Origin of the sequence: Pluralibacter gergoviae ATCC 33028 = NBRC 105706 (assembly GCF_001598855.1) — a bacterium.
Lineage (GTDB): Bacteria > Pseudomonadota > Gammaproteobacteria > Enterobacterales > Enterobacteriaceae > Pluralibacter > Pluralibacter gergoviae.
The window spans coordinates 1-26,465 of the sequence record NZ_BCZS01000005.1; the positions used below are offsets into that span (position 1 = coordinate 1).

Here is a 26,465-nt window from a genome sequence, read left to right on the forward strand (position 1 = left end):
TGGGCTGGGACTTCCGGGCGGTGATCCTCGTGGTGCTGCTGGCCTGCGTATCGGCCATTATCTACTTCCCGTTCTTCAAGGTGTATGAGAAGCAACTGCTGGCGCAGGAGGCGGAAGAGGCGCAGCGCGCGGCGCAGGAGGGGGAGCAGGTGGCGTAACGGACCCGGGCCCGGCTACTTCAGCGTGCAGTCGCCGCACGGCTGGACATCCGGCAGGCGGTAGCGCTGGCAGCAGGTGCGGCGCACCAGCGCGCCGTCGCGCATGACGACCGTGCGCCACAGCGGATTATCGCGGCCGTCGGAAAAACGCGGAGAGAATAAGAGGTGCTGGCGCAGTGCGTTGACCAGCGCATCGCCGAGCAGCGGCCGGAGGTCGCCGAGATACCAGTTGATCAGATAGCCGGTGTTGCTCCAGATAAGCTTACCGTTGATGTCGCCGGTTGCTTCCAGGGCTTCTACCACCGGCAGCAGCGTGCGGGTCACCAGCTGTTCTGCCCGCGCCTCCGGCGGCATGGCCGCAAGGGCCGCGTCCGGCTCGGCGTCTATCCAGAAGCAGGCCGCCCGGCCGGTTTCGTGGAATCCGGCATAAAAGTGCTGCGGATCGAGGCTGAATCCCTCCGGCAGGGTCAGCAGCGCCAGCAGCAGCGGCGGCACCTGCAGGCCGAAGTACCACTGCGCCCAGAGGGAGAGCAGCGGCTTGTTTTCCCGCGCGCGGGCCGGATCGTTGCGGTAGAGATGGTCGGAATAGGCCGCCAGCAGGGCGCTAAGCTGGCTGCCGCGCTGCCATTCGCCCAGCGGCATTGCCCGCAGCGGCGGCGGTTCAAAGTGGGTAAAGTCGAGCATTCCTGGCCGCTGGCGGGCGATGCCGTCGCGCAGCGATGCCGAAAGCGTCGGCGCCGCCGCGAGCGGCGTGCGCCAGATGATGCCGTCAGCGGTCGGTGCGGTGCGCAAAGCCATAGCGGGAACAACCATAAATCTAAATGATAATGATTTCTAATCCTAGCGCCAGCCAGGGCGATTCGCAATGTTTTAAAGCGTGACCCGGCGCTAATCCTGCCACTTTTTACGCAGCGACATCAGCGGCGTCACCGAAATACCGTGGATCAGCACGCTGGCAACCACCAGCGTCAGGGCGCAGTCGAGCATAAAAGAGACCTCATCCCCGCGCATGCCGTGCGTCCAGGCCCAGGCAATATAGTTGAGGCTGCCGATGCCGCGTATTCCCAGCCAGCCGATCATCAGCCGCTGGGAGGTGGAAGCGCCGCATCTGCCGGTAAACAGCCATACCGCCGCCGGACGAATGAGTATAAACAGCAGGGCGGCAATCAGCAGGCCGGCCGGCTGCCAGTGCTGCGCAAGCGTGATCCCCAGCACGATGACGATGGCGGCGGCAAACAGGCGCTCGACAATATCGCCGAAGGTCAGAGCATCCCCGACGACCAGGCCGACCGACTGTACGCGGTTAACTTCCTGAAAACCGTGGCGCTGGTGGGGATTGACCATCAGTTCAGCCGGCAGGGCGACCCCGTCTTCTTCATGGCGCTCGTCAGGAAAGCGGCGCTGGATCTTAAGCTCCGCGCCGCGCAGCCCGATCCCTGCGGCAAACGCCGCCAGAAAGCCGGACGCGCCCAGCATCATCGTAATCGAAAAGCTCAGGGCGATGAGCGCCAGGGCCAGGAAGTCGTTGGGAGAAAACTCGCTCTGGGAGTAGCGGAAGTGGGTGGCAATCAGGCCGACGCCGCGCCCCAGCAGGAAGCCGATGATCGTCCCGGCGATCAGCGACCACAGCACCTCGACGCTGAACCAGTGCGCGATTTCCGCCATCGCGGGAACATCATCTGCCTTGAAGAACAGCAGCGCGAGGGCCAGCAGCGGCAGGGCGGTGCCGTCATTGAGTCCGGCCTCGGTAGAGAGGGAGAGGCGCAGGCTGTCGCTGTCCCGTGAGTCGCTGATGGATATGAGGCTCGCCAGCACCGGATCGGTCGGGGCAACGATCGCGCCCAGCGCCAGGGCTACGGGCCAGCTCAGGTCGAGCAGATAGTGCCCGGCGACCATAACGCCTAGCACAGTCACAATCATCGCCGGCCCGGCCAGCATTACGCCCATTTTCCAGCCGTAGGCGCTGAAGGGCAGGCGGATTTTCAGGCCGGTCATAAACAGCGAGGCCGCCATGGCGATTTCGGTGCAGTGGGCGATGATCGTGCTGTATTTGATAATATCGATATTAATCAGGTTGAGCACCCAGGGGCCAAAGGCGATACCGACCAGCAGATAGAGTCCGAAGATGGTCACCGGCGTGCGGTTAATCCAGCCAAGGCTTAACGAAAAAAGCAGCAGCAGCATGCCCGCGACTGCCGTCCAGCTCATAAAGTCCATTTGTATCCTCAGATAGCGAAAAGCACAGCGCGAAGCGCTGTGCCTGATGCTCAAATATCAATTCCAACTCTTGTTATTCATCATAGCGTGCCGGTCCCGCCGTCCGAGCACCAGATCTGCCCGGAGCAGTAGCTTGCCTCATCGGAGGCCAGCAGCACGTACAGCGGCGCTATCTCCACCGGCTGGCCGGGGCGGCCCAGCGGCGAGCTTTCGGCAAAGGCCTTGACCTTGCTTTGCGGCTGTCCACCGGAGGGCTGCAGCGGCGTCCAGTAGGGACCCGGCGCCACGCCGTTGACGCGGATGCCTTTCGGCCCCAGCTGCTTGGCCAGCGATTTGGTGAATGCCACGATGCAGGCTTTGGTCTGCGCGTAGTCGAGCAGGATATCGCTCGGATCGTAGGCCTGTACCGACGTCGTATTAATGATAGACGCTCCGGCCTGCAGGTGCGGCAGGGCGGCTTTGGTGATCCAGAACATCGCGTAAACGTTAGTCTTAAAGGTGGCATCAAAATCGGCGGTGGTCAGATCGAGGATCGACTCGCAGTACTGCTGGCGGCCGGCGTTATTGACCACGATATCCAGGCCGCCCAGCTGGGAGACGGCATCTGCCACCATGCTTGAGCAAAACGCTTCGTGGGTAATGTCGCCCGGCAGGGCGATCGCGCGGCCGCCCTCCTGCTGGATAAGCGCGATAACCGAGGCGGCATCATCCTCTTCGGCGGGCAGGTAGCTGATGGCGACATCGGCACCCTCGCGGGCAAAAGCGATGGCCGCCGCGCGGCCAATACCGGAGTCACCGCCGGTGATGAGCGCGCGCTTGCCCGCAAGCCGCCCGTGCCCGACGTAGCTGGTTTCACCGTGATCGGGTTCCGGGCGCATATCGCTGGCGAGTCCCGGCGCCGGCTGAGGCTGCTCGGGGAACGGCGGCTGGGGATATTTTTTGCGCGGATCTTGTGATGCGGAATGGGTCATGGTGGCTCCTTAATTATTAACATAAAAAAGCCTCAGATATATCTGAGGCCATTTATTACCTGATAATATCTATCAGGAGGCCTGCCACTGCGAAAATACTTCTTCGCTATTTTTATTAAGGATGACTTTATTATCATCAACCTTATCAACCCACGCCAGTGGAATATAGTGATGAGTCCCGCCTGATTCCGGATCGCTTTTCGCAAGCTTGATGCGATCGCCGTCGAGATGGTCAACGACGCCTACGTGAGTCCCGCAGCTGGCAACGACTTGCGTGTGGTCTTTAATTTCGTGTTTATTAATCATAATTATTCTCCATATTATTTCACGGGGTGTTGTTGAAGCAACCTTTTAACCTTAGTCGCTCATATATGCATTGCCAGAAAATAGAGGGTTAATTATCAATTAATCATTTTTATTCGGAGTATTCTGTCAAGGAAATGGGGGATTATTTTTTTATTAAAACAACCTCAGCGGTTTACTTTGGGTAATGCGGTGGGCTGTTCAGCGGCGCGTCCGGGCAGAATATCCCTGATATTACTCAGTATTCAAATGATAAAAATTATCATATGATATTGATTCTCATTATGGCGATTGAGGGCGGATGTCATGTTGCAGCGAACGTTAGGCAGCGGGTGGGGCGTGCTGATCCCCGGGGCGTTACTCGGGCTGTTGGGATTTCTCGGGCTGTCGGTGGAGATCTGGCGCGGAATTATCCTCTGCGGCCTGCTGCTGACCTGTACGATGATCTGGCATCGTCAGCTGCGACATTTTGTCCTGCTGCCGTCAGCGCTGGCGCTGATGGGGGGCGTTGAGCTGATAGTGATGAATTTAAGATTGCTGTAACAGGGAAGAGGTCATACCGGGGAGCGTAAGAAAGCTGGTGCGAGGGGGGGGACTTGAACCCCCACGTCCGTAAGGACACTAACACCTGAAGCTAGCGCGTCTACCAATTCCGCCACCTTCGCACAGATTTTCTTACTGATATTGCCTCACGCTGGTGCGAGGGGGGGGACTTGAACCCCCACGTCCGTAAGGACACTAACACCTGAAGCTAGCGCGTCTACCAATTCCGCCACCTTCGCCCGATGCGAGCAATATCGTTGCAGTAGTTTATGGTGCGAGGGGGGGGACTTGAACCCCCACGTCCGTAAGGACACTAACACCTGAAGCTAGCGCGTCTACCAATTCCGCCACCTTCGCATACCATCGACGCTTCGAAAAGAATCGCTACCACGGAGGCGCATTCTAGTGGTTTTCGGATTTTCGTCAACAGTTAATTACGCAGAAAAACGCGATCGCTGGAAAAAGCGGCAAAAGAAAACGCCCGGCTGGCGGGCGCTTGCGCTGTGGGTTTACTTTTTGGCCTGGTGGGTCATCACCGTTTTATACACCTTAAAGCGGCCGGTCTGGGCAATCACTTCGTGGAAGCCGAAGGTGTCGTCCAGCACCTGCGGATAGGGCAGGAAGGCGTTGGCGACGATGCGCAGTTCGCCGCCGCTGTTCAGGTGCTTCACCGCGCCGCGAATCAGCTGCTGGGCAGCCTCAAGGCTGGTCTGCATCCCGTCGTGGAACGGCGGGTTGGAGATGATCATATCGAAGCGGCCGGTGACGTCGGAGAAGACGTTGCTGGCAAATACCTCGCCTTCAAAACCGTTCGCCGCCAGGGTCGCGCGGCTGGCTTCCACGGCGGAGGCGCCGACGTCGCACAGGCTGAGACGCACCTTCGGCGAATGGCTGGCCAGCACCGCCGACAGCACGCCCGCGCCGCAGCCGACGTCCAGCACCTTGCCTTTGGTATGCGGCGTCAGGGTGGAGAGCAGCAGCTGGCTGCCGACGTCGAGGCCGTCGCGGCTGAAGACGCCGGGCAGCGTTTTGATGGTCAGCCCATCAAGCTGATATTCGCTCCAGTAGCCGTCGGCGTTAAAGGTCGGCTGTTTTTCCAGCCGGCCGTGATACAGGCCGCAGCGGCGCGCGCTGTCCACTTTGCTCAGCGGCGCGTACTCCGCCAGCATCTGCTCGGCGCTGCGCACGCCGCTGCGGTTCTCGCCTACCACGAACACGTCGGTGCCAATCGGCATCAGGGAGAGAATATTGCTCAGCTGGTACTGGGCTTCCGGTTTGTTTTTCGGCCAGTAGTAGATGAGCGTATCGCAGTCGGCGACGTCAGCGGCGTCGGCAATCAGGCTAAAGCGGACGCGGTCGCCCATCTGGCGGCTCAGCGCCTGCCAGTGGTGGTACTGCTGGGTGTGGGCGCGGCTGGCGGCCGTGTCCATGCGCGCGGGCAGGTCATCCTGCAGATCGCCGGCAAACAGAATACGGGCGGGCTCGAAATCATCACTGTGGCGCAGCAAGACTTCACTTGCCGGGGTCAATGCAGACATAGAATAAATCCTCAATAAACGTCGGCGGCGATTATAGTGGTTTGTTGGCGCAAGTTCGACGAATTTGCTATATTTCCGCGCCTGACAGACAGGAGAATGCCCCATGACATCCCGACGAGACTGGCAGCTACAGCAGCTGGGGATCGCCCAGTGGACGCTGCGTCGCCCGGCGGCGCTGCAGGGCGAGGTAGCCATTACGCTGCCGGAACACGTTCGTCTGGTGATGGTGGCGCAGACGCTGCCGCCGCTGACCGAGCCGCTGATAAGCGATGTGCTGCGTGCCCTGGCGCTGTCGCCGGACCAGGTTCTGCAGCTGACCCCCGACCGCGTGGCGATGCTGCCCGCAGGCGGGCGCTGCAATAGCTGGCGGCTGGGCGACGGTGAACCGGTGGCGCTGGAAGGCGCGCAGGTTGCCTCCCCGGACTATCAACAACTTCGCACCAGCGCGGCGGCACGCGCCGCCCTCTGGCAGCAGATTTGCGCACATGAACACGATTTCTACCCTCAGCACGACTGATTTACCGCGCGCCTTTCAGATTGAAACCCGCGCCCACGCCTTCCCCTGGAGCGAAAAGACCTTCGCCAGCAACCAGGGCGAACGCTATCTCAATTTACAGCTGGCGGTAGACGGCGAGATGGCGGCCTTTGCCATCACTCAAATCGTGCTCGACGAAGCCACGCTGTTTAATATCGCCGTCGATCCGGCGCATCAGCGCCGGGGGCTGGGCCGCGCACTGCTGGAGGCGGTGATCGATGAGGTCGAAAAGCGCGGCGTCGCGACGCTGTGGCTGGAGGTGCGGGCCTCAAACGCGGCGGCCATTGCCCTGTATGAGAGCCTGGGCTTTAACGAGGCGGACGTGCGCCGCAACTACTATCCGACCGCTAACGGCCATGAAGACGCTATCGTGATGGCGCTGCCGCTTAGCATGTAGGCGCTGCCGCTTCACTTGTGAAAAAAGGGTTTACGATGACCAATTGGGACTGGATTTTCTTTGACGCCGACGAAACGCTGTTTACCTTTGATTCGTTCAGCGGCCTGCAGCGGATGTTTCTCGACTATAGCGTCACCTTTACCGCCGACGACTTCCAGGACTATCAGGCGGTCAATAAGCCGCTGTGGGTGGACTATCAGAATGGCGCCATAACCTCGCTGCAGCTTCAGCACATGCGTTTTGAAAGCTGGGCCTCGCGCCTTCGCGTTAATCCCGGCGACCTCAACGAGGCGTTTATGACGGCGATGGCCGAAATTTGTGCCCCGCTGCCGGGCGCCGTGTCGCTGCTCAATGCCCTTAAGGGCAAGGTGAAGATGGGGATTATCACCAACGGCTTTACTTCGCTGCAGCAGCGCCGCCTTGAACGCACCGGCCTCAGCGATTATTTTGATTTAATGATTATCTCGGAAGAGGTCGGCGTGGCGAAGCCGGACCGCCGCATCTTCGATTATGCGCTGGAGCAGGCGGGCAACCCCGACCGTTCGCGCGTCATGATGGTGGGCGACAACGCCTCTTCCGACGTGCTTGGCGGTATCAATGCCGGGCTTGCGACCTGCTGGCTTAACGCCCACCAGCAGGAGTTACCGGCGGGCATCAGCCCGACCTGGACCGTGACGACGCTTGCCGAACTGGAGCAACGCCTGTGTAAGTAAACATTGATTGCCTGTCCCCGCCCGGCGGGTAAAATAGCCGCATTTTCGTATTTCACATGCGCGGTCCTGCGCCGCGCCGACTAAAGAAGAATGACTATGACGTTGTCTCCCTATCTGCAGGAGGTGGCCAAGCGCCGCACTTTTGCCATTATCTCTCACCCGGATGCCGGTAAAACGACCATCACCGAAAAGGTGCTGCTGTTCGGACAGGCTATCCAGACTGCCGGCACCGTCAAGGGCCGCGGCTCCAGCCAGCACGCCAAGTCCGACTGGATGGAGATGGAAAAACAGCGCGGGATCTCCATTACCACCTCGGTGATGCAGTTTCCCTACCACGACAGCCTGGTAAACCTGCTGGACACCCCGGGCCACGAAGACTTCTCGGAAGATACCTACCGCACCCTGACGGCGGTGGACTGCTGCCTGATGGTCATCGACGCCGCGAAGGGCGTTGAGGATCGGACCCGCAAGCTGATGGAAGTCACCCGCCTGCGCGATACGCCGATCCTGACCTTTATGAACAAGCTCGACCGCGATATCCGCGATCCGATGGAGCTGCTGGACGAAGTTGAAAACGAGCTGAAGATCGGCTGCGCGCCGATCACCTGGCCTATCGGCTGCGGCAAGCTGTTTAAGGGCGTTTACCATCTCTATAAAGATGAAACCTACCTCTATCAGACCGGCCAGGGCCACACCATTCAGGAAGTGCGCATCGTGAAGGGGCTGAACAACCCGGATCTCGATGCCGCAGTCGGCGAGGAGCTGGCGCAACAGCTGCGCGACGAGCTGGAGCTGGTGCAGGGCGCGTCGAACGAGTTCGACAAAGAGCTGTTCCTCGCCGGTGAGATCACGCCGGTGTTCTTCGGCACCGCGCTCGGCAACTTCGGCGTTGACCATATGCTCGACGGCCTCGTGGAGTGGGCGCCTGCGCCGATGCCGCGTAAAACCGATACCCGCGAAGTCGAAGCGGCGGAAGAGAAGTTTTCCGGCTTCGTGTTTAAGATTCAGGCCAACATGGACCCGAAACACCGCGACCGCGTGGCATTCCTGCGCGTGGTGTCCGGTAAGTATGAAAAGGGCATGAAGCTGCGCCAGGTGCGCATCAATAAAGATGTGGTGATCTCCGACGCGCTGACCTTTATGGCCGGCGATCGCTCCCACGTTGAAGAGGCGTATCCGGGCGATATCATCGGCCTGCACAACCACGGCACCATTCAGATAGGCGATACCTTTACCCAGGGCGAGATGATGAAGTTCACCGGCATTCCGAACTTCGCGCCGGAGCTGTTCCGCCGCATCCGCCTGCGCGATCCGCTCAAGCAGAAGCAGCTGCTTAAGGGACTGGTACAGCTTTCGGAAGAGGGCGCAGTGCAAGTGTTCCGCCCGATTGCCAACAACGATCTGATCGTTGGCGCCGTCGGCGTGCTGCAGTTTGACGTGGTGGTTGCCCGCCTGAAGAGCGAATACAACGTTGAGGCCATCTACGAATCCGTCAACGTTGCCACCGCCCGCTGGGTGGAGTGCGCTGACGCGAAGAAATTCGAAGAGTTCAAGCGCAAGAACGAGATCCAGCTGGCGCTGGACGGTGGCGATAACCTGACCTACATCGCGCCGACGATGGTTAACCTGAACCTGACCCAGGAGCGCTATCCGGACGTGCAGTTCCGCAAAACCCGCGAACACTAATCCTGCCCTACAGAGCGCGGCGCCCGCCGCGCTCTGCGTCTTCCCGTCAGTTGATTTCCTTGCAGAAAGTTCTTAAAACCCTGTTATTTAGCGGTAAATGGCTACTTTTTGCGCGCCGCGTCAGGCGCGATGAAAATTGTTGTCTATATTTAACAAAGTAATGACGTTCATGCAGGCCGAATTCCCTGTTCAATGCGCATTGTATGGAGTAATGGCCTGCATTGTTCGTCGTTATCAATATTAATAACTGAGAATCAGCGGTGAAGTTATTCACCAGCCCTACAGCAATGCGATCACGAAGATCGCCTGAGCTCAGATTAAGAGCAAACATACAGGAGTCAATAATGATGACAACGACCAAACTTTCAAAAACGCTGCTGGCCGTGATGCTGGGTTCCGCTCTGGTAAGCGGATCTGCGCTGGCTGAGACCTCTGCCGTCGATAAAGCCGGCGATAAAATTGACAGCTCAATGAATAAAGTCGGCAACTTTATGGATGACAGCAGCATCACTGCGAAAGTGAAGGCGGCGCTGGTCGATCACGACTCCATTAAGAGCACCGATATCTCCGTGAAAACCGAGAAAAAAGTCGTCACCCTGAGCGGTTTTGTCACCAGCCAGGCGCAGGCCGAAGAGGCTGTGAAGGTGGCGAAGGGCGTGGAAGGCGTTGCTTCCGTCAGTGATAAGCTGCACGTTCGCGACAGCAAGTCCCAGTCCATGAAGAGCTACGCCGGCGATACGGCCACCACCAGCGAGGTGAAAGCCAAGCTGCTGGCCGATGACGTCGTGCCGTCACGCCATATTAAAGTTGAAACCACCGATGGCGTGGTGCAGCTTTCCGGTACCGTGAAGTCTGCGGCGCAGAGCGAACGTGCCGAGAGCATTGCTAAAGCCGTCGACGGTGTTAAAAGCGTCAAGAACGACATTAAAGTGAAATAAATAAGTGAAGACCCGCTCCCCGGCAAAAAAATGTCGGGGACACCGTCTGACGTTTTGATTGCGATAACGGGTATCAAAGCGGCCGACATTAATTATGGTAAAGGAGAATCGTATGTTTCGTTGGGGCATTATTTTTCTGGTTATCGCATTAATTGCCGCCGCGCTGGGTTTTGGCGGGCTGGCAGGTACTGCGGCCTGGGCGGCAAAGATCGTCTTTATCGTCGGTATTGTTCTGTTCCTGGTGAGCCTGTTCACCGGACGCCGCCGTCCTTAGAGATGTTAATCGCTTGTAACATAAAGCCAGCCTTCGGGCTGGCTTTAGTCGTTTAAGCCCGCCGTAAATTGCGCTATGGTTGAACGATACAATAAAACCAATACCCAGGAAGGCAGTGTGGGACAGCGAATTCCGGTCACCCTTGGCAATATTGCGCCACTTTCAGTCGCGCCTTTCAATCCGGGTAAGCTCGCGTTAGTCTGCGAGGGAGGCGGTCAGCGCGGTATTTTTACCGCCGGGGTGCTGGATGAATTCATGCGCGCCCGCTTCGATCCTTTCGATCTCTATCTGGGGACGTCCGCCGGGGCGCAGAACCTTTCGGCCTACGTCTGCAATCAGCCGGGCTATGCCCGGAAAGTGATCACCCGCTACACCACTTCCCGGGACTTTTTCGATCCGATGCGCTTCGTGCGCGGCGGCAATCTTATCGATCTCGACTGGCTGATTGAGGCCACCAGCAGCAAGATGCCGCTGGCGATGGACGTGGCCGCCCGCCACTTCGACAGCGGTAAACACTTCTATATGTGCGCCTCGCGGGCGGACGACTATACGCCCGGCTACTTCTCGCCCACTAAAGAGACCTGGCTCGATCAGATCCGCGCCTCCAGCGCGATACCGGGCTTTTACCGCAGCGGCGTGATGATGGACGGTGCGAACTGGCTCGACGGCGGCGTCAGCGACGCCATTCCGGTGCAGGAAGCGGCGCGGCTTGAGGCGAAAACGATCGTCGTGATCCGCACCGTGCCGTCCCAGGTGTTCTACACGCCGCAGTGGTTTAAGCGCATGGAGCGCTGGCTGGGGGAGAGCAGTCTGCAGCCCTTCGTCAATCTAGTGCAGCATCATGAGAAGACCTATCGCGCCATTCAGCAGTTTATTGAGAAGCCGCCGGGCGATATCCGCATCCTTGAGATTTATCCGCCGAAGCCGCTGCAGAGCATGGCGCTGGGCAGCCGCCTGCCGGCGCTTCTGGACGACTACAACGTTGGCCGCCAGTGCGGGCGCTACTTTCTGGCGACCGTCGGCAAGATGCTGGCGACGACTCCGCCGCTGCGGCGCTTCAGGGCGCGCGTCGCCACCGTGCCGTCGATTGTGGTGCCGCCGGCCGCGGTTGCTAACGATGCGCACGGCGCGGCCATCGTGGCATCGCCGCAGGCCAACGACGCCAGCTTCGATAGCGAGGATCTGGCGTGAGTCCGCGCTTTGTTGATACCCACTGCCACTTTGATTTTCCGCCGTTTATCGACGATGTCGATTCCAGCCTCGCCCGCGCCGCCGATGCGGGAGTCACCGCGATTATTGTGCCCGCCACCGAAGCGGCCCGCTTTGCGGGCGTGCTGGCGCTGGCGCAGGCCCATCCGCCGCTGTATGCCGCTCTGGGACTGCACCCGATAGTGATTGAACAGCACCGCGATGCCGATCTCGACCAGCTTGAGGGGCTGCTGGCGCAGCGGCCCGAAAAGCTGGCGGCCATCGGCGAAATCGGCCTCGATCTTTACCGGGACGATCCGCAGTTCGCGCGCCAGGAGCAGATCCTTGATGCCCAGCTGGATCTTGCGAAGCGCTACGATCTGCCGGTGATCCTCCACTCGCGTCGCACCCACGACAAGCTGGCGCTGCACCTGCGGCGTTACGACCTGCCGCGTACCGGCGTGGTGCACGGCTTTGCCGGCAGCCTGCAGCAGGCGGAGCGCTTCGTGGCGCTCGGCTACGCTATCGGCGTCGGCGGCACGATCACCTATCCCCGGGCGAGCAAAACCCGCGACGTTATGGCGCGACTCCCGCTCTCCGCCCTGCTGCTGGAGACCGATGCGCCGGATATGCCGCTCAACGGTTTTCAGGGCCAGCCCAATCGCCCGGAGCAGGCGGCGCGCGTCTTCAGCGTCCTCTGTGAACTGCGGCCGGAATCACCCGACGTCCTCGCTGCGGCCCTGATGGACAACAGCAGGCGGATCTTCCCGGCGCTCGCCGGACGCTAGCGATGTTAAAATTCTCTCATCATCTGTGCCGTTTCTGACGCCTCCTCGGGCATAAGTGCGCCCATTTCAGCAATTTTGCGAAATCTTTGTACGAATTCAATTGTCTGTGGTGTTATTATTCTCACATTCCCGCTGGCGGAAAATGCCGCCATCGTTCTGCTGACTCACACTGAAAAAGGTGACGTGTATCGCACTATTTTGCCTATGCTTTGCACATGTATTTCATCAATTGTGACGAGGATCGAGGTGCATTCACCGCTGGGTGTTAAAATATTCACATGGCCGTAAGGCAACACATTTAACGATATCCGGAGATAACATGACCGACTTAACGACCAGCAGCCTGCGGGCGCTGAAGCTGATGGACCTGACCACCCTGAACGAAGATGACACCAACGAGAAAGTGATCGCCCTCTGCAAGCAGGCGAAAACCCCGGTGGGCCACACTGCCGCCGTGTGCATCTACCCGCGTTTCGTGCCGATTGCCCGTAAAACCCTGAAGGCCCAGGGCACGCCGGACGTGCGGATTGCCACCGTCACTAACTTCCCGCACGGCAATGACGATATTGATATCGCGCTGGCGGAAACCAAAGCCGCGATTGCCTACGGCGCCGATGAAGTGGACGTGGTATTCCCTTACCGCGCGCTGATTGCCGGTAACGAGCAGGTGGGTTTCGATCTGGTGAAGGCCTGTAAAGAGGCCTGCGCGGCGGCGAACGTGCTGCTGAAGGTGATTATCGAAACCGGCGAGCTGAAAGAAGCGCGGCTTATCCGCAAAGCCTCTGAAATCGCCATTAAAGCCGGCGCCGACTTTATTAAGACCTCTACCGGTAAAGTTCCGGTCAACGCCACGCCGGAAAGCGCCCGCATCATGATGGAAGTGATCCGCGATATGGGCGTGCAGAAAACCGTGGGCTTCAAGCCCGCCGGCGGCGTACGCAGCGCGGAAGACGCGCAGCTGTACCTCGGCATTGCCGATGAGCTGTTCGGCGCCGACTGGGCAGATGCGCGCCACTACCGCTTCGGCGCTTCCAGCCTGCTGGCGAGCCTGCTCAAAGCGCTGGGCCACGGCGACGGTAAGAGCGCCAGCAGCTACTGATCCTCTCCGCTTGCGGCGGTACTCACCGCCGCCTTTAACCTGATTTTCCGGGGGTACCGTGTTTCTCGCACAAGAAATTATCCGTAAAAAACGCGACGGTCACGCGCTGAGCGACGACGAGATCCGCTTCTTTATTAACGGCATTCGGGACAATACCGTGTCGGAAGGGCAGATTGCCGCCCTGGCAATGACCATTTTCTTCCATGATATGGCCCTTGAGGAGCGCGTCTCGCTGACCATGGCGATGCGGGATTCCGGCTCGGTGCTCGACTGGAAAAGCCTTAACCTCAACGGCCCGATTGTGGATAAGCATTCCACCGGCGGCGTCGGCGACGTGACCTCGCTGATGCTGGGGCCGATGGTCGCCGCCTGCGGCGGCTACGTGCCGATGATCTCCGGCCGCGGCCTCGGGCATACCGGCGGCACGCTGGATAAGCTGGAGTCCATCCCCGGCTTCGACATTTTTCCCGACGATGCCCGCTTTCGCGACATCATTAAAGACGTCGGCGTGGCGATCATCGGCCAGACCAACTCGCTGGCCCCGGCGGACAAGCGCTTTTACGCCACCCGCGACATCACCGCCACCGTTGACTCCATTCCGCTGATTACCGCTTCGATCCTGGCTAAAAAGCTGGCCGAGGGGCTGGACGCGCTGGTGATGGACGTCAAAGTCGGCAGCGGGGCGTTTATGCCGACCTTTGAACTGTCGGCGTCGCTGGCGGAAGCCATCGTTGGCGTAGCGAATGGGGCAGGGGTACGCACCACCGCGCTGCTCACCGATATGAACCAGGTGCTGGCCTCCAGCGCCGGTAATGCGGTCGAGGTGCGCGAGGCGGTGCAGTTCCTCACCGGTGAATACCGCAATCCGCGCCTGCTTGAGGTCACGATGGCTCTGTGCGTGGAGATGCTGATCTCCGGCGACCTGGCGAAAGACGACGCAGAGGCCCGCGCGAAACTGCAGGCGGTGCTGGACAACGGCAGGGCGGCCGAGGTCTTCGGCCGGATGGTCGCGGCGCAGAAGGGGCCGGCCGACTTTGTCGAACACTACGCGAAATATCTGCCGGCGGCGATGCTCAGCAAAGCGGTTTACGCCGATACCGAAGGTTTTGTTTCTGAGATGGACACCCGCGCGCTGGGCATGGCGGTGGTCGGCATGGGCGGCGGCCGCCGCCAGGCGTCCGACGCTATCGATTACAGCGTCGGCTTTAGCGAGATGGCCCGGCTGGGCGACAGCATTGACGGCACCCGCCCGCTGGCGGTGATCCACGCCAGAGACGAAGCCAGCTGGCAGGAGGCCGCCCGGGCGGTAAAAGCGGCGATAACGCTCGATGACCAGGCGCCAAAAGAGACGCCGGAGGTCTATCGCCGCATCACCAAATAGCGATATACTGATCTGATCGCTTTTTTGCAGCGCAAAAAGTACGGAGAACCTATGAAACGTGCATTTATTATGGTGCTGGACTCGTTTGGGATCGGCGCCACCGAAGACGCGGATCGCTTTGGCGACGTCGGGGCCGACACGCTGGGCCACATTGCAGAAGCCTGCGCCAGGGGCGAGGCCGATAACGGCCGCAAAGGGCCGCTGAACCTGCCTAACCTGACCCACCTGGGTCTGGCGAAAGCCCACGAAGGCTCTACCGGCGAGATCCCGGCGGGCATGGACGGCAGCGCCGATATCGTCGGCGCCTACGCCTGGGCGCACGAACTCTCCTCCGGGAAAGATACCCCGTCTGGCCACTGGGAAATTGCCGGCGTGCCGGTGCTGTTCGACTGGGGCTACTTCCCGGAGCACGAAAACAGCTTTCCGCAGGCGCTGCTCGACAAACTGGTTGAACGCGCCAACCTGCCGGGCTACCTCGGCAACTGCCACTCCTCCGGCACCGTCATTCTCGACGCGCTGGGCGAGGAGCACATGAAGACCGGCAAGCCGATTTTCTACACCTCGGCGGACTCGGTGTTCCAGATTGCCTGCCACGAAGAGACCTTCGGCCTCGATAAGCTGTACGAGCTGTGCGAAATCGCCCGCGAAGAGCTGACCGAAGGCGGGTACAATATCGGCCGCGTGATTGCCCGGCCGTTTGTTGGCGATAAAGCGGGCAACTTCCAGCGCACCGGCAACCGCCACGACCTGGCGGTGGAGCCGCCGGCGCCGACGGTGCTGCAGAAGCTGGTGGACGAGAAAAACGGCCAGGTGGTGTCGGTGGGTAAAATCGCCGATATCTACGCCAACTGCGGCATTACCAAAAAAGTGAAGGCCACCGGTCTGGACGCGCTGTTTGATGCGACGGTTAAGGAGATGAAAGAGGCCGGAGACGACACCATCGTCTTTACCAACTTCGTCGACTTCGACTCCTCGTGGGGCCACCGCCGGGACGTGGCGGGCTACGCCGCAGGCCTGGAGCTGTTTGACCGCCGCCTGCCGGAGCTGATGGCGCTGGTGGGCGAGGATGATATTCTCATTCTGACCGCGGACCACGGCTGCGATCCGACGTGGAGCGGCACTGACCATACCCGGGAGCACATTCCGGTGCTGGTATACGGGCCGAAGGTGAAGCCGGGTTCGCTGGGCCACCGGGAAACGTTTGCCGATATCGGCCAGACGCTGGCGAAATATTTCGGCACCTCGCCGATGGAATACGGTAAGCCGATGTTCTGATCCAGCGGCGGGAGATCTCCCGCCCTGCGTTGTTTGAATCTATAAGGATAAAAGAATGGCAACTCCCCACATTAACGCCGAGATGGGCGATTTCGCAGACGTTGTGCTGATGCCGGGCGACCCGCTGCGCGCGAAGCATATCGCTGAAACCTTCCTCGAAGACGTGCGCGAAGTGAACAACGTGCGCGGGATGCTGGGCTTCACCGGCACCTATAAGGGCCGCAAAATTTCGGTGATGGGACACGGCATGGGCATTCCGTCCTGCTCTATCTACACCAAGGAGCTCATCACCGACTTCGGCGTGAAGAAGATCATCCGCGTTGGCTCCTGCGGCGCGGTGCGCCCGGACGTTAAGCTGCGCGACGTGGTGATCGGCATGGGCGCCTGCACCGACTCTAAAGTCAACCGCATGCGCTTTAAGGATCACGACTATGCCGCTATCGCCGACTTCGGCATGGTGCGCGACGCGGTGGATGCGGCGAAGGCGCTGGGCGTCGAGGCCCGCGTCGGTAATATCTTCTCCGCCGACCTGTTCTACACGCCGGACCCGCAGATGTTCGACGTGATGGAAAAGTACGGCATTCTCGGCGTTGAGATGGAAGCGGCGGGCATCTACGGCGTGGCCGCCGAGTTCGGTGCCAAAGCGCTGACCATCTGCACCGTGTCGGACCATATCCGCACCCACGAGCAGGTCTCCTCGGCCGACCGTCAGACCACTTTCAACGATATGATCAAAATCGCGCTGGAGTCCGTCCTGCTGGGCGACAAGGCGTAAGTTTATCAGGCCGGACGCGGGCGTCCGGCCTGAAGTATCTATTCATTAATCTATTCTCAATAGCTATTGTTTCCTTTACTTTCATGATCTTTTTCCTGTATACAGGTTTGAATATCTATTCATGAAAGTATTCATCCATGTCTGAGATCGCCGATTTTCTGCTCCACGGACCCCGCTCTGCTCCCGAACTGCGCCGCAGCCTGAACATCAGCCAGGCCACGTTTTCACGTCTGGCCGCCGGGCAGCCTCAGGTCATCCAGTTCGGCAAGGCGCGGGCGACCCGCTATGCCCTGTCCCGGCCCGTGCGCGGAACGGCGTGCTTTCCTCTGTGGAGAGTGAACGACGAGGGGCGGGTAGGCAAAGTGGCCGATTTATATCCCTGCTGGCCGCAGGGCAGCGTTCTGGCACGCTACGAGGACGGTGATGCGCAGTGGTTTGACGGCCTGCCCTGGTATCTGACGGATCTACGCCCGCAGGGTTTCTTAGGCCGCTCCTGGGGGCGCCGCGTTGCCGCGCTGCTTAATCTGCCCGAGGATATTCGCCGCTGGCAGGAAGAAGAGGTGCTGTTCGCCCTGAGCGCGTTTGACGGCGAGAGCAGCGGGGGCTGGATAGTCGGCGAGGCAAACTATCAGCGCTGGCTGCTTGCGCCGCCGCCGCTGGCCATCGCCCAGGCCGAGAAGGCGCTGCGCTACCCTGAGATTGCGCAGGAGGCGCTGGCGGGCGAGGTTATTGGCTCTTCGGCGGGCGGAGAGCAGCCGAAGTTTACCTGTTTTGCGCAGACGGCGCGGGGGGATGCCCATCTGCTGGTAAAATTCAGCGCCGTGCCTGAGACCACCGTCGCCCGTCGCTGGGCCGATCTGCTGATTGCCGAGTCCCTGGCGCTAGGGGTGCTTGCCGGAAGCGGTATCAGCACTTCCGAGGCGCAAATTGTGCAGAGCGCAAGCGGGCAGGTTTTTCTGGAATCCACCCGCTTTGACTGCGTGGGGCAGGCCGGACGCCGGGCGATAGTGTCGCTGGAGGCGGTGCAGAGTGAATACGCCGCGTCGCCGGGAGGCTGGCCGCAGGTCACCCGCGCGCTGGTGGCGCAGAATATTGTTACCCCCGATGCGCTGCACGACGTTGAAAAGATGTGGGCCTTTGGCCGCCTGATTGCCAACAGCGATATGCACGCGGGCAACCTCTCTTTCTTCTACGGGCCGCCGCCGCTGGCGCTTGCCCCGGTTTACGATATGCTGCCGATGGCCTTTTCTCCGCATACGTCAGGCGAAATGCGGCGGGAGCCGGTTGACATTAAATTCGATCCGACGCCGGGCCGCGACGCCTGGAGCTTCGCCCTGCCGCTGGCAGAGGCGTTCTGGCGAAAGGTGGCCGACGACGTGCGCATTAGCGATGAGTTTCGCGGCATTGCGCAGGGAATGGCGGCGCCGCTCGACGCCGTCAGGCAGATTATTCAGCGCCTGGCCTAGCGCACCGCCTGCGCTATCCACGCTGCCAGCTCCCGCAGTTCAGCTTCCTGCTGCGGGTATTCCGCAATCAGCGCTTCGCAGGTCTGCTGCAGCACATCGGCCCGGTACTGGCAGCCCTGCAGACGCTGCGCCAGCGCCTCCAGCGGCGCCGGGTTGAGGCTGTCGGTAAAGGCCTGCGCGCGGGTAATGACGCCCTTTTCGACGTCGAAGTGCAGCTCGACCCCGCCCCAGGTAAAGCGCTCATCCAGCAGATGGCTGAAGGCCGGGGCCTGGCCGAAGTTCCACGCCCAGCTGCTCTGGCGGGCGAAGGTTTCCGCAAAGCCAGGCAGATCCGGCGCCCTGTCCGGCGAGATCACCTCTGCCGCGACCCGCTCGCCGTAGTGGGCGAAGAAGGCATCGGTCACCGCGTCGCAGATCTGCTGATGGGTAATGTCCGGCAGCAGCTCCACCAGGTTGGCGACCCGGCCGCGCACCGAGGTGATGCCTTTGGCCTGCAGCTTCTTCGGGTCCGGATTGAGGTAGTTCGCCAGCCGGCTGAGGTCGGCGTTCAGCAGCAGGGTGCCGTGGTGAAAGCCGCGGTCTTTGGTTTCCCGGTAGGCGGAGCCGGAAACCTTGCGGTCGCCCTCCGGCGTCTTCACCACCAGATCGTTGCGCCCGGAGGCCTCGGCCCGCACGCCCAGGGCATTAAGGGCGTTAAGCACAATGGCGGTGGAGACGGTTTTGTCGTACTCGGGCTTACCGGCCATAAAGGTGAAGCAGGTGTTGCCGAGGTCGTGAAACACCGCGCCGCCGCCGCTGCTGCGCCGGGCCAGGCGGACGTTGTCCTCCTCCATGCGCCGGGTGTTGCACTCCTTCCACGGGTTCTGCGCCCGGCCAATAACGACCGTATCGGCATTGCGCCAGAGAAAAAGCACCCGCTGGGTGGCGGGCATCTGGCGAAAGATGCACTCCTCCACCGCCAGGTTAAACCAGGGATCGTAAGAGTCGGAGATAAGCAGGCGCAGGGTAGTCATGGCAGAGTTCCTTTCCTTAAGTTGTCAGTCTGGCGTTTTTTTCCCGCCGTCGTCCTCTTCCGGGACCGTCTTATTGGCGGTCAGCAGGAAGGGCGACTGCTGCCAGCGGGTGCGTTTCCCCTGCAGCAGCGTGCGCGTCAGCACCACGCCGATGGCCAGCGACAGCAGCAGCATCAGGCGCAGGATGTTGGTGGTGTTATCCACCTGGCGGGATTCGGTGGCCAGCGTATGGGTGTCGAGGGTGATGCGCAGATAGCCCAGCGGCTCGTTCTTGCCCTGAATGGGCTCCACAATCTGCTCGCTGAAGTAGCCGCCGGCTTTTTTGCCGTCGAGGGCGAGACGGTCGCGGACCTTAACCCCCTCGCCGGCGTGGCTGACCAGATAGCCCTGCTCGTCGTAGACGCTGGCATCCAGCACGCGGGTATTGGCGGTGAGCGCGGCAAGCTGCTGGCCGATACGCTTCTCGTCCGGCGACTCGGCGCGCATCAGCGGCGCGAGGGTGAGGGTAACCTGATGGGCCAGCATCCGCCCCAGCTCTTCAAGCTGCGGATTGCGCTGGCGCTGGGAGTTCTGGCTGAACCACGACGCGCCCTGCATCAGGGCCACCAGCAGGGCAAGGCAGATCAGCACGATCGCCGCCCGGTGCAGCCGAAATTTCAGTTTTGCGCGAACCATTCTTCACCTCTCGTTGATTGCCGCAGCGGGCGCTGCAAGAGTACCACCTCTGATCGGGTGGCACAAAACGCCGCTTCGCTGATGCGCTGTCGGGCGGTGGAAGAGTCTCGTCAGGAATTCAGCAGGCTGTTCACGTCCACCAGCGTGATTTCGTTACGCCGGGTCCGGATGCTGCCGGTGCGTTCGAACGTTTTCAGCTCACGGCTGACGGTTTCCGGCGTGAGATCCAGATAGTTTGCCATCTCGTTTCGCGACATTGGCAGGTGAAAGGAGCGGGCGGAGTAGCCCTGGCGCGCGTAGTGCCCCGACATCTGATGCAGAAACTCCGCCAGCCGGTCGCGGGCGCGCATTCTTCGCATCACGGCGTAGTTAAGATGCTGGCGCAGGTTGTGGTTCATCATCGCGAGTATCGTGGGCCGGGTCTCCTCGTCCCTGAGCATTTTTGCCAGCATCGGCAGAGGCAGGCGGCGAACCGCGCTGGTATCCAGTGCGTATGCCGAGACCGAGTGCTGCTCGCCGGGGTAGTCGCTCAGGCCGATCCACTCGCCGCTGAATTTAAAGCGCGAGATCCACTCATCGCCTTCCGCCGTGCTCTGCGTAATTTTAAAAGCGCAGGCGGTGATGATATCAATGCTTTCCAGCGCCTCTCCGGCGTTAAAAAGCCGCTGCCCGCGCTGCACTATCCGCTGCGGTAGCAGAGTGACCGCGCGCGCTATTTCGCTATTGCATTGCCACATTTCCCTACGTTCCATGTCCGGTAAGCGCCGTTGCGCTCTTGTCCGCATCCTTTTTGCGAAAACGGAGATGTTAATTCAATGTAATAGAAAAGCAATTAAAAAAATTGTGGAAATAGGCCAGCACGCCGCCGGGCAAGGGTTTGCGCGTCGGGCGCGTCCCAGGAACTTTCCTGGTTTCAGGACGCTGCGCCCCGCTGCCGCAGCGCGTCGGGGAGCGCGTCTGCCCGGGCGCAAGAATTTGCACTTTACTGTTGCCAGAAGCGCTGGCGACAGGGTAGCCTCATGCGTTATTTTCCTGCCGTGAATCTGGATTTCTGGAGCTGTAATGCCGAACAGTCTGACCTGGTGCGACCTGCCTGACGATGTCTCTTTGTGGCCGGGGCTGCCCCTTTCGTTAAGCGGTGATGAAGTGATGCCGCTGGATTACCACGCCGGGCGCAGCGGCTGGCTGCTGTATGGCCGCCGGCTGGATAAGCAGCGCCTCACTGACTATCAGCACAAGCTGGGGGCGGCGATGGTCATTGTTGCCGCCTGGTGCGTGGAGGATTATCAGGTGATCCGCCTCGCCGGCTCCCTGACGCCGCGCGCAACCCGCCTGGCGCACAATGCCGGTCTGGACGTTGCCCCGCTGGGCAAAATCCCGCACCTGCGCACGCCGGGCCTGCTGGTGATGGACATGGACTCCACCGCTATCCAGATCGAATGTATTGATGAAATCGCCAGGCTGGCCGGCACCGGCGAGATGGTGGCGGAAGTGACCGAGCGCGCGATGCGCGGCGAGCTGGACTTTACCGCCAGCCTGCGCCAGCGGGTGGGGACTCTGGAAGGCGCCGATGCCCAAATTTTGGGCCAGGTGCGCGACGCGCTACCGCTGATGCCGGGCCTGGTTCAGCTGGTGCTCAAGCTGGAGACCCTCGGCTGGAAGGTGGCCATTGCCTCCGGCGGCTTCACCTTCTTTGCCGACTACCTGCGCGACAAGCTGCGCCTGACCGCCGCGGTCGCCAACGAACTGGAGATCATCGACGGCAGGCTCACCGGCCAGGTGATCGGCGACATCGTCGATGCGAACTATAAGGCAATGACCCTGCGGCGGCTGGCGGATGAACATCAGATCCCCGGGACGCAGACCGTGGCGATCGGCGACGGCGCCAACGATCTGCCGATGATCAAGGCAGCCGGCCTCGGTATCGCCTATCACGCTAAGCCGAAAGTCAATGAGCAGACGGAAGTCACCATCCGTCATGCCGACCTGATGGGGGTATTCTGTATCCTGTCAGGCAGTCTGAATCAGGAGTAAAACGTGGCGAAAGCACCGAAACGCGCCTTTGTCTGCAACGAGTGCGGCGCGGACTATCCGCGCTGGCAGGGACAGTGCAGCGCCTGTCATGCGTGGAATACCATCACCGAGATGCGCATTGCCGCCTCTCCCACCGTGGCGCGCAACGAGCGGCTCAGCGGCTATGCGGGCAGCGCGGGCGTATCGAAGGTGCAGAAGCTCTCCGACATCAGCCTCGAAGAGCTGCCGCGCTTCTCCACCGGCTTCAAAGAGTTTGACCGCGTGCTCGGCGGCGGCGTGGTGCCGGGCAGCGCCATCCTGATCGGCGGTAACCCCGGCGCCGGGAAATCAACGCTGCTGCTGCAGACGCTGTGCCGCCTTGCCGAGCAGATGAAAACCCTGTACGTCACCGGCGAAGAGTCGCTGCAGCAGGTGGCGATGCGCGCCCACCGCCTCGGCCTGCCGACCGGCAACCTCAATATGCTGTCGGAAACCAGCATCGAGCAGATCTGCCTGATCGCCGAAGAGGAGCAGCCGAAGCTGATGGTGATCGACTCGATCCAGGTGATGCACATGGCGGATATCCAGTCCTCCCCCGGCAGCGTCGCCCAGGTGCGCGAAACCGCCGCCTACCTGACGCGCTTCGCCAAGACGCGCGGCGTGGCGATCGTGATGGTCGGCCACGTGACGAAAGATGGCTCCCTGGCGGGGCCGAAGGTGCTGGAGCACTGCATCGACTGCTCGGTACTGCTGGACGGCGACGCCGACTCCCGCTTCCGCACCCTGCGCAGCCACAAGAACCGCTTCGGGGCGGTTAACGAGCTGGGCGTGTTCGCCATGACCGAGCAGGGGCTGCGCGAAGTGAGCAACCCGTCGGCGATCTTCCTCAGCCGCGGCGACGAAGTGACCTCCGGCAGCTCGGTGATGGTGGTCTGGGAGGGCACCCGCCCGCTGCTGGTGGAGATCCAGGCGCTGGTCGATCAGTCGATGATGTCCAATCCGCGCCGGGTGGCGGTGGGCCTTGAGCAGAACCGGCTCGCCATCCTGCTTGCGGTCCTGCACCGCCACGGCGGCCTGCAGATGGCAGATCAGGACGTGTTTGTGAACGTCGTCGGCGGCGTGAAGGTAACGGAAACCAGCGCCGATCTGGCGCTGATGCTGGCGATGGTCTCCAGCCTTCGCGACCGCCCGCTGCCGCAGGATCTGGTGGTGTTTGGCGAAGTCGGCCTGGCCGGGGAGATCCGCCCGGTGCCGAGCGGCCAGGAGCGCATTTCCGAGGCGGCCAAGCACGGCTTCCGCCGCGCTATCGTGCCTGCGGCCAACGTGCCGAAAAAAGTGCCGGAGGGGATGAAGGTGATCGGCGTGAAAAAACTCTCGGATGCGCTGAATGCCTTTGACGACTTATAATTGGTAAGTTGTTGTCTTGTCAGCCAGGAGGCTCTTTTGTCATCGTTCGACTATATCAAAACCGCCATTCGCCAGAAGGGCTGCACCCTCCAGCAGGTAGCCGACGCCAGCGGGATGACCAAAGGCTATCTGAGCCAGCTGCTCAATGCCAAGATCAAAAGCCCCAGCGCCCAGAAGCTGCAGGCGCTGCACCGCTTTCTCGGGCTTGAGTATCCGCGCCGGCAGAAGAGCGTCGGCGTGGTGTTCGGCAAGTTCTACCCGCTGCACACCGGCCACATCTATCTGATCCAGCGCGCCTGCAGCCAGGTGGACGAGCTGCACATCATCATGGGCTACGACGATACCCGCGACCGGGCGCTGTTTGAGGACAGCGCCATGTCCCAGCAGCCGACGGTCTCCGATCGCCTGCGCTGGCTGCTGCAGACCTTTAAGTATCAGAAAAACATTCGCATCCACGCCTTTAACGAAGAAGGTATGGAACCGTATCCCCACGGCTGGGACGTCTGGAGCAACGGCGTTAAAGCGCTGATGGACGAGAAGGGCATCCAGCCGAACTGGATCTACACCTCGGAAGAGGCGGACGCGCCGCAGTATCTCGAACATCTCGGCATCGAAACGGTGCTTATCGATCCGAAGCGCACCTTTATGAGCATCAGCGGTTCGCAGATCCGCGAGAATCCGTTCCGCTACTGGGACTACATCCCGACCGAAGTGAAGCCCTTTTTCGTGCGTACTGTCGCGATTTTGGGCGGTGAGTCCAGCGGTAAGTCAACGCTGGTCAATAAGCTCGCCAACATCTTCAACACCACCAGCGCCTGGGAGTACGGGCGCGACTACGTCTTTTCGCACCTCGGCGGCGACGAGATGGCGCTGCAGTACTCCGACTACGACAAAATCGCCCTCGGCCAGGCGCAGTACATCGACTTCGCGGTGAAGTACGCCAACAAGGTCGCCTTTATCGATACCGATTTCGTCAGCACCCAGGCGTTCTGCAAGAAGTACGAAGGGCGCGAGCACCCGTTCGTCCAGGCGCTGATCGATGAATACCGCTTCGACCTGGTGATCCTGCTGGAGAACAATACGCCGTGGGTGGCCGACGGCCTGCGCAGCCTCGGCAGTTCGGTGGACCGCAGGGAGTTTCAGCAGATGCTGGTGGATATGCTGAACGAGAACGGGATCCGCTTTGTGCACGTCGAGGAATCGGACTACGACGGACGGTTTTTGCGCTGCGTGGAGCTGGTAAAAGAGATGATGGGGGAGCAGGGGTAAACCCCTCTTCCGGCGGGAAGAGGGGACGCGTTTACTTGGCAATACGCTTGTACTTAATCCGCTTCGGCTCCAGCGCGTCCGCGCCCAGCGTGCGTTTCTTGTACTCTTCGTACTCGGTAAAGTTACCTTCAAAGAACTCCACCTTGCCCTCGTCCTGGTAGTCCAGAATGTGGGTGGCGATGCGGTCGAGGAACCAGCGGTCGTGCGAGATAACCATTGCGCAGCCCGGGAACTCCAGCAGGGCGTTTTCCAGCGCGCGCAGGGTTTCGATATCCAGGTCGTTGGTCGGTTCATCGAGCAGCAGCATGTTGCCGCCAACCTGCAGCAGCTTCGCCAGGTGCAGACGGCCGCGCTCGCCGCCGGAAAGTTCGCCGACGCGCTTGCCCTGGTCGGTGCCCTTGAAGTTAAAGCGGCCCACGTAGGCGCGGCTCGGCATTTCGGTGTTGCCGATCTTCATGATGTCCAGCCCGCCTGACACCTCTTCCCACACGGTTTTGCTGTTGTCCATCGCATCGCGGAACTGATCCACGGACGCCAGCTTCACGGTATCGCCGAGGGTGATGGTGCCGCCGTCGGGCTGCTCCTGGCCGGACATCATGCGGAACAGCGTCGATTTACCGGCGCCGTTCGGGCCGATGATACCCACGATAGCGCCTTTCGGTACCGAGAAGCTGAGATCGTCGATCAGCACGCGGTCGCCGTAGGATTTGCGCAGGTGCTCCACTTCAACCACTTTATCGCCGAGACGCGGTCCTGGCGGAATAAACAGTTCGTTGGTCTCGTTACGCTTCTGATATTCGGTGCTGTTAAGCTCCTCAAAGCGCGCCAGGCGGGCTTTGCCCTTCGACTGACGGCCCTTCGTGCCCTGGCGCACCCACTCCAGCTCTTTCTCAATGGACTTGCGGCGGGCCGCTTCCGCAGAGGCTTCCTGCGCCAGGCGCTGGTCTTTCTGCTCCAGCCACGAGGAGTAGTTGCCTTCCCACGGAATGCCTTCCCCGCGGTCCAGTTCGAGGATCCAGCCGGCGACGTTATCGAGGAAGTAGCGGTCGTGGGTAATTGCTACCACGGTGCCTTCGAAGTCGTGCAGGAAGCGCTCCAGCCAGGCCACGGACTCGGCGTCCAGGTGGTTGGTCGGTTCGTCGAGCAGCAGCATATCCGGTTTTTCGAGCAGCAGGCGGCACAGGGCCACGCGGCGGCGTTCGCCGCCCGACAGGTTGGCGATTTTTGCGTCCCAGTCCGGCAGGCGCAGGGCGTCGGCGGCGCGCTCCAGCTGCACGTTGAGATTGTGGCCGTCGTGGGCCTGGATAATCTCTTCGTATTTACCCTGCTGGGCGGCCAGCTTGTCGAAGTCGGCGTCAGGTTCGGCGTACAGGGCGTACACTTCGTCCAGCCCTTTCAGGGCGTTAACCACTTCTGAGACCGCCTCTTCCACGGATTCGCGCACGGTGTGCTCCGGGTTGAGCTGCGGCTCCTGCGGCAGGTAGCCAATCTTGATGCCCGGCTGCGGGCGCGCTTCACCTTCGATATCGGTGTCGATACCGGCCATGATTTTCAGCAGGGTGGATTTACCGGCGCCGTTCAGGCCCAGCACGCCAATTTTGGCCCCGGGGAAGAAACTCAGAGAGATGTTTTTCAGAATATGACGCTTCGGCGGGACCACTTTGCCGACGCGATGCATGGTATAAACGAATTGAGCCACGTTGGACTTCGCCTCTTTTATTTTACTGATGGGTTGTTAAAGACGAAGTGTAGCCTTTTTCCCTCCTGAATCCCAGCCAGCCGATGAGGGTGGTAAAAAGCCAGGAAATCAGGCAACGTGGCGGCTTTACGGTTGTCTGAATAG

General features: G+C 60.8%; 26 protein-coding genes, 3 tRNA genes and 1 pseudogene. 18 read left to right on the forward strand and 12 right to left on the reverse strand.

Annotation, left to right across the window (positions count from 1 at the left end; translation table 11 throughout):
* A pseudogene (locus tag ENGE1_RS28370) lies at nt 1-158 on the forward strand (PTS sugar transporter subunit IIC); the annotation flags it as partial.
* A gap of 15 nt (nt 159-173) precedes the next feature.
* Here ENGE1_RS28370 and fhuF read toward each other — a convergent pair.
* The 4 genes from fhuF to ENGE1_RS07035 form a co-directional block, all read right to left on the reverse strand.
* A complete protein-coding gene (gene fhuF, locus ENGE1_RS07020; protein ID WP_048253220.1) occupies nt 174-956 on the reverse strand; it encodes a siderophore-iron reductase FhuF in 783 nt (260 codons plus the stop codon).
* A gap of 90 nt (nt 957-1,046) precedes the next feature.
* Nucleotides 1,047-2,375 carry a cation:proton antiporter gene (locus tag ENGE1_RS07025; RefSeq protein ID WP_048253219.1) on the reverse strand — a complete coding sequence of 443 codons (1,329 nt, stop codon included), beginning with the start codon at nt 2,373-2,375 and terminating at the stop codon, nt 1,047-1,049.
* An 80-nt stretch (nt 2,376-2,455) separates the two neighbouring features.
* Nucleotides 2,456-3,346, reverse strand: coding sequence for an SDR family oxidoreductase (locus tag ENGE1_RS07030; protein WP_043086143.1), 891 nt, complete (start codon nt 3,344-3,346; stop codon nt 2,456-2,458).
* Nucleotides 3,347-3,418: 72 nt separating this feature from the next.
* The gene (locus ENGE1_RS07035; protein WP_043086141.1) at nt 3,419-3,652 is read right to left on the reverse strand and encodes a DUF2171 domain-containing protein; all 234 of its coding nucleotides are present in this window, start codon (nt 3,650-3,652) and stop codon (nt 3,419-3,421) included.
* A 303-nt stretch (nt 3,653-3,955) separates the two neighbouring features.
* Between ENGE1_RS07035 and ENGE1_RS07040 the strand changes: the two genes are divergently transcribed.
* Nucleotides 3,956-4,192, forward strand: coding sequence for a DUF1435 family protein (locus ENGE1_RS07040; protein WP_043086140.1), 237 nt, complete (start codon nt 3,956-3,958; stop codon nt 4,190-4,192).
* A 35-nt stretch (nt 4,193-4,227) separates the two neighbouring features.
* On the opposite strand, the gene ENGE1_RS07045 is transcribed toward ENGE1_RS07040, so the two are convergent.
* The 4 genes from ENGE1_RS07045 to rsmC all read right to left on the reverse strand — a co-directional run bounded on the left by ENGE1_RS07045 (nt 4,228) and on the right by rsmC (nt 5,730).
* Nucleotides 4,228-4,314 (reverse strand) — tRNA-Leu (locus ENGE1_RS07045).
* Between the two features lie 30 nt (nt 4,315-4,344).
* Nucleotides 4,345-4,431 (reverse strand) — tRNA-Leu (locus tag ENGE1_RS07050).
* A gap of 31 nt (nt 4,432-4,462) precedes the next feature.
* A tRNA-Leu gene (locus ENGE1_RS07055) sits at nt 4,463-4,549 on the reverse strand.
* 152 nt (nt 4,550-4,701) lie between these two features.
* Nucleotides 4,702-5,730, reverse strand: coding sequence for a 16S rRNA (guanine(1207)-N(2))-methyltransferase RsmC (rsmC, locus tag ENGE1_RS07060; RefSeq protein WP_048253218.1), 1,029 nt, complete (start codon nt 5,728-5,730; stop codon nt 4,702-4,704).
* Between the two features lie 103 nt (nt 5,731-5,833).
* Here rsmC and ENGE1_RS07065 point away from each other — a divergent pair, with 103 nt between their 5' ends.
* The 13 genes from ENGE1_RS07065 to yjjJ all read left to right on the forward strand — a co-directional run bounded on the left by ENGE1_RS07065 (nt 5,834) and on the right by yjjJ (nt 18,245).
* Nucleotides 5,834-6,247 carry a DNA polymerase III subunit psi gene (locus tag ENGE1_RS07065; RefSeq protein ID WP_048253217.1) on the forward strand — a complete coding sequence of 138 codons (414 nt, stop codon included), beginning with the start codon at nt 5,834-5,836 and terminating at the stop codon, nt 6,245-6,247.
* Nucleotides 6,216-6,662: a ribosomal protein S18-alanine N-acetyltransferase gene (rimI, locus tag ENGE1_RS07070; protein WP_048253216.1), complete on the forward strand. Its 447-nt coding sequence runs from the start codon at nt 6,216-6,218 to the stop codon at nt 6,660-6,662. The genes ENGE1_RS07065 and rimI overlap by 32 nt, the downstream gene beginning before the upstream one ends.
* A gap of 35 nt (nt 6,663-6,697) precedes the next feature.
* Nucleotides 6,698-7,375 (forward strand): pyrimidine 5'-nucleotidase, encoded by a 678-nt coding sequence (yjjG, locus tag ENGE1_RS07075; RefSeq protein WP_045291390.1) that lies wholly within the window; start codon nt 6,698-6,700, stop codon nt 7,373-7,375.
* Between the two features lie 96 nt (nt 7,376-7,471).
* Nucleotides 7,472-9,061, forward strand: a complete 1,590-nt coding sequence (gene prfC / locus ENGE1_RS07080) for a peptide chain release factor 3 (protein WP_043086132.1) — start codon at nt 7,472-7,474, stop codon at nt 9,059-9,061.
* A 341-nt stretch (nt 9,062-9,402) separates the two neighbouring features.
* Complete coding sequence (gene osmY / locus ENGE1_RS07085) at nt 9,403-9,999, forward strand: molecular chaperone OsmY (protein ID WP_048253267.1); 597 nt, start codon at nt 9,403-9,405, stop codon at nt 9,997-9,999.
* A gap of 112 nt (nt 10,000-10,111) precedes the next feature.
* A complete protein-coding gene (locus ENGE1_RS26860; protein ID WP_072065268.1) occupies nt 10,112-10,273 on the forward strand; it encodes a DUF1328 domain-containing protein in 162 nt (53 codons plus the stop codon).
* A 117-nt stretch (nt 10,274-10,390) separates the two neighbouring features.
* Nucleotides 10,391-11,464, forward strand: coding sequence for a patatin-like phospholipase family protein (locus ENGE1_RS07090; protein WP_048253215.1), 1,074 nt, complete (start codon nt 10,391-10,393; stop codon nt 11,462-11,464).
* Nucleotides 11,461-12,249 (forward strand): TatD family hydrolase, encoded by a 789-nt coding sequence (locus ENGE1_RS07095; RefSeq protein ID WP_048253214.1) that lies wholly within the window; start codon nt 11,461-11,463, stop codon nt 12,247-12,249. The genes ENGE1_RS07090 and ENGE1_RS07095 overlap by 4 nt, the downstream gene beginning before the upstream one ends.
* A gap of 319 nt (nt 12,250-12,568) precedes the next feature.
* Entirely contained in the window at nt 12,569-13,348 is a 780-nt protein-coding gene (deoC, locus tag ENGE1_RS07100; RefSeq protein ID WP_043086128.1) for a deoxyribose-phosphate aldolase, read from the forward strand.
* A 58-nt stretch (nt 13,349-13,406) separates the two neighbouring features.
* Nucleotides 13,407-14,729: a thymidine phosphorylase gene (gene deoA / locus ENGE1_RS07105; protein WP_064360596.1), complete on the forward strand. Its 1,323-nt coding sequence runs from the start codon at nt 13,407-13,409 to the stop codon at nt 14,727-14,729.
* Nucleotides 14,730-14,780: 51 nt separating this feature from the next.
* Nucleotides 14,781-16,004 (forward strand): phosphopentomutase, encoded by a 1,224-nt coding sequence (gene deoB, locus ENGE1_RS07110; protein ID WP_064360597.1) that lies wholly within the window; start codon nt 14,781-14,783, stop codon nt 16,002-16,004.
* 55 nt (nt 16,005-16,059) lie between these two features.
* Complete coding sequence (gene deoD / locus ENGE1_RS07115) at nt 16,060-16,779, forward strand: purine-nucleoside phosphorylase (protein WP_043086122.1); 720 nt, start codon at nt 16,060-16,062, stop codon at nt 16,777-16,779.
* Nucleotides 16,780-16,916: 137 nt separating this feature from the next.
* Complete coding sequence (yjjJ, locus tag ENGE1_RS07120; RefSeq protein WP_048253211.1) at nt 16,917-18,245, forward strand: type II toxin-antitoxin system HipA family toxin YjjJ; 1,329 nt, start codon at nt 16,917-16,919, stop codon at nt 18,243-18,245.
* Here the strand turns inward: yjjJ and lplA are convergent.
* The 3 genes from lplA to ENGE1_RS07135 all read right to left on the reverse strand — a co-directional run bounded on the left by lplA (nt 18,242) and on the right by ENGE1_RS07135 (nt 20,670).
* On the reverse strand, nt 18,242-19,258 hold the full coding sequence (gene lplA / locus ENGE1_RS07125; protein ID WP_045287627.1) for a lipoate--protein ligase LplA: 1,017 nt from the start codon (nt 19,256-19,258) through the stop codon (nt 18,242-18,244). The two genes, yjjJ and lplA, sit on opposite strands and share 4 nt — an antisense overlap.
* Before the next feature lie 24 nt (nt 19,259-19,282).
* Nucleotides 19,283-19,933 (reverse strand): YtjB family periplasmic protein, encoded by a 651-nt coding sequence (locus ENGE1_RS07130; protein ID WP_043086118.1) that lies wholly within the window; start codon nt 19,931-19,933, stop codon nt 19,283-19,285.
* Nucleotides 19,934-20,043: 110 nt separating this feature from the next.
* Nucleotides 20,044-20,670, reverse strand: coding sequence for a Crp/Fnr family transcriptional regulator (locus ENGE1_RS07135; protein WP_162268886.1), 627 nt, complete (start codon nt 20,668-20,670; stop codon nt 20,044-20,046).
* 325 nt (nt 20,671-20,995) lie between these two features.
* Here ENGE1_RS07135 and serB point away from each other — a divergent pair, with 325 nt between their 5' ends.
* The 3 genes from serB to nadR are packed head-to-tail and all read left to right on the forward strand — an operon-like array spanning nt 20,996 to nt 24,622.
* Nucleotides 20,996-21,967 carry a phosphoserine phosphatase gene (gene serB / locus ENGE1_RS07140; protein ID WP_043086116.1) on the forward strand — a complete coding sequence of 324 codons (972 nt, stop codon included), beginning with the start codon at nt 20,996-20,998 and terminating at the stop codon, nt 21,965-21,967.
* Between the two features lie 3 nt (nt 21,968-21,970).
* The gene (gene radA / locus ENGE1_RS07145; RefSeq protein WP_043086115.1) at nt 21,971-23,353 is read left to right on the forward strand and encodes a DNA repair protein RadA; all 1,383 of its coding nucleotides are present in this window, start codon (nt 21,971-21,973) and stop codon (nt 23,351-23,353) included.
* Between the two features lie 36 nt (nt 23,354-23,389).
* Complete coding sequence (gene nadR / locus ENGE1_RS07150; RefSeq protein ID WP_048253209.1) at nt 23,390-24,622, forward strand: multifunctional transcriptional regulator/nicotinamide-nucleotide adenylyltransferase/ribosylnicotinamide kinase NadR; 1,233 nt, start codon at nt 23,390-23,392, stop codon at nt 24,620-24,622.
* A gap of 31 nt (nt 24,623-24,653) precedes the next feature.
* On the opposite strand, the gene ettA is transcribed toward nadR, so the two are convergent.
* Nucleotides 24,654-26,321 carry an energy-dependent translational throttle protein EttA gene (gene ettA / locus ENGE1_RS07155; protein WP_045287624.1) on the reverse strand — a complete coding sequence of 556 codons (1,668 nt, stop codon included), beginning with the start codon at nt 26,319-26,321 and terminating at the stop codon, nt 24,654-24,656.
* Between the last annotated feature and the right edge of the window lie 144 nt (nt 26,322-26,465).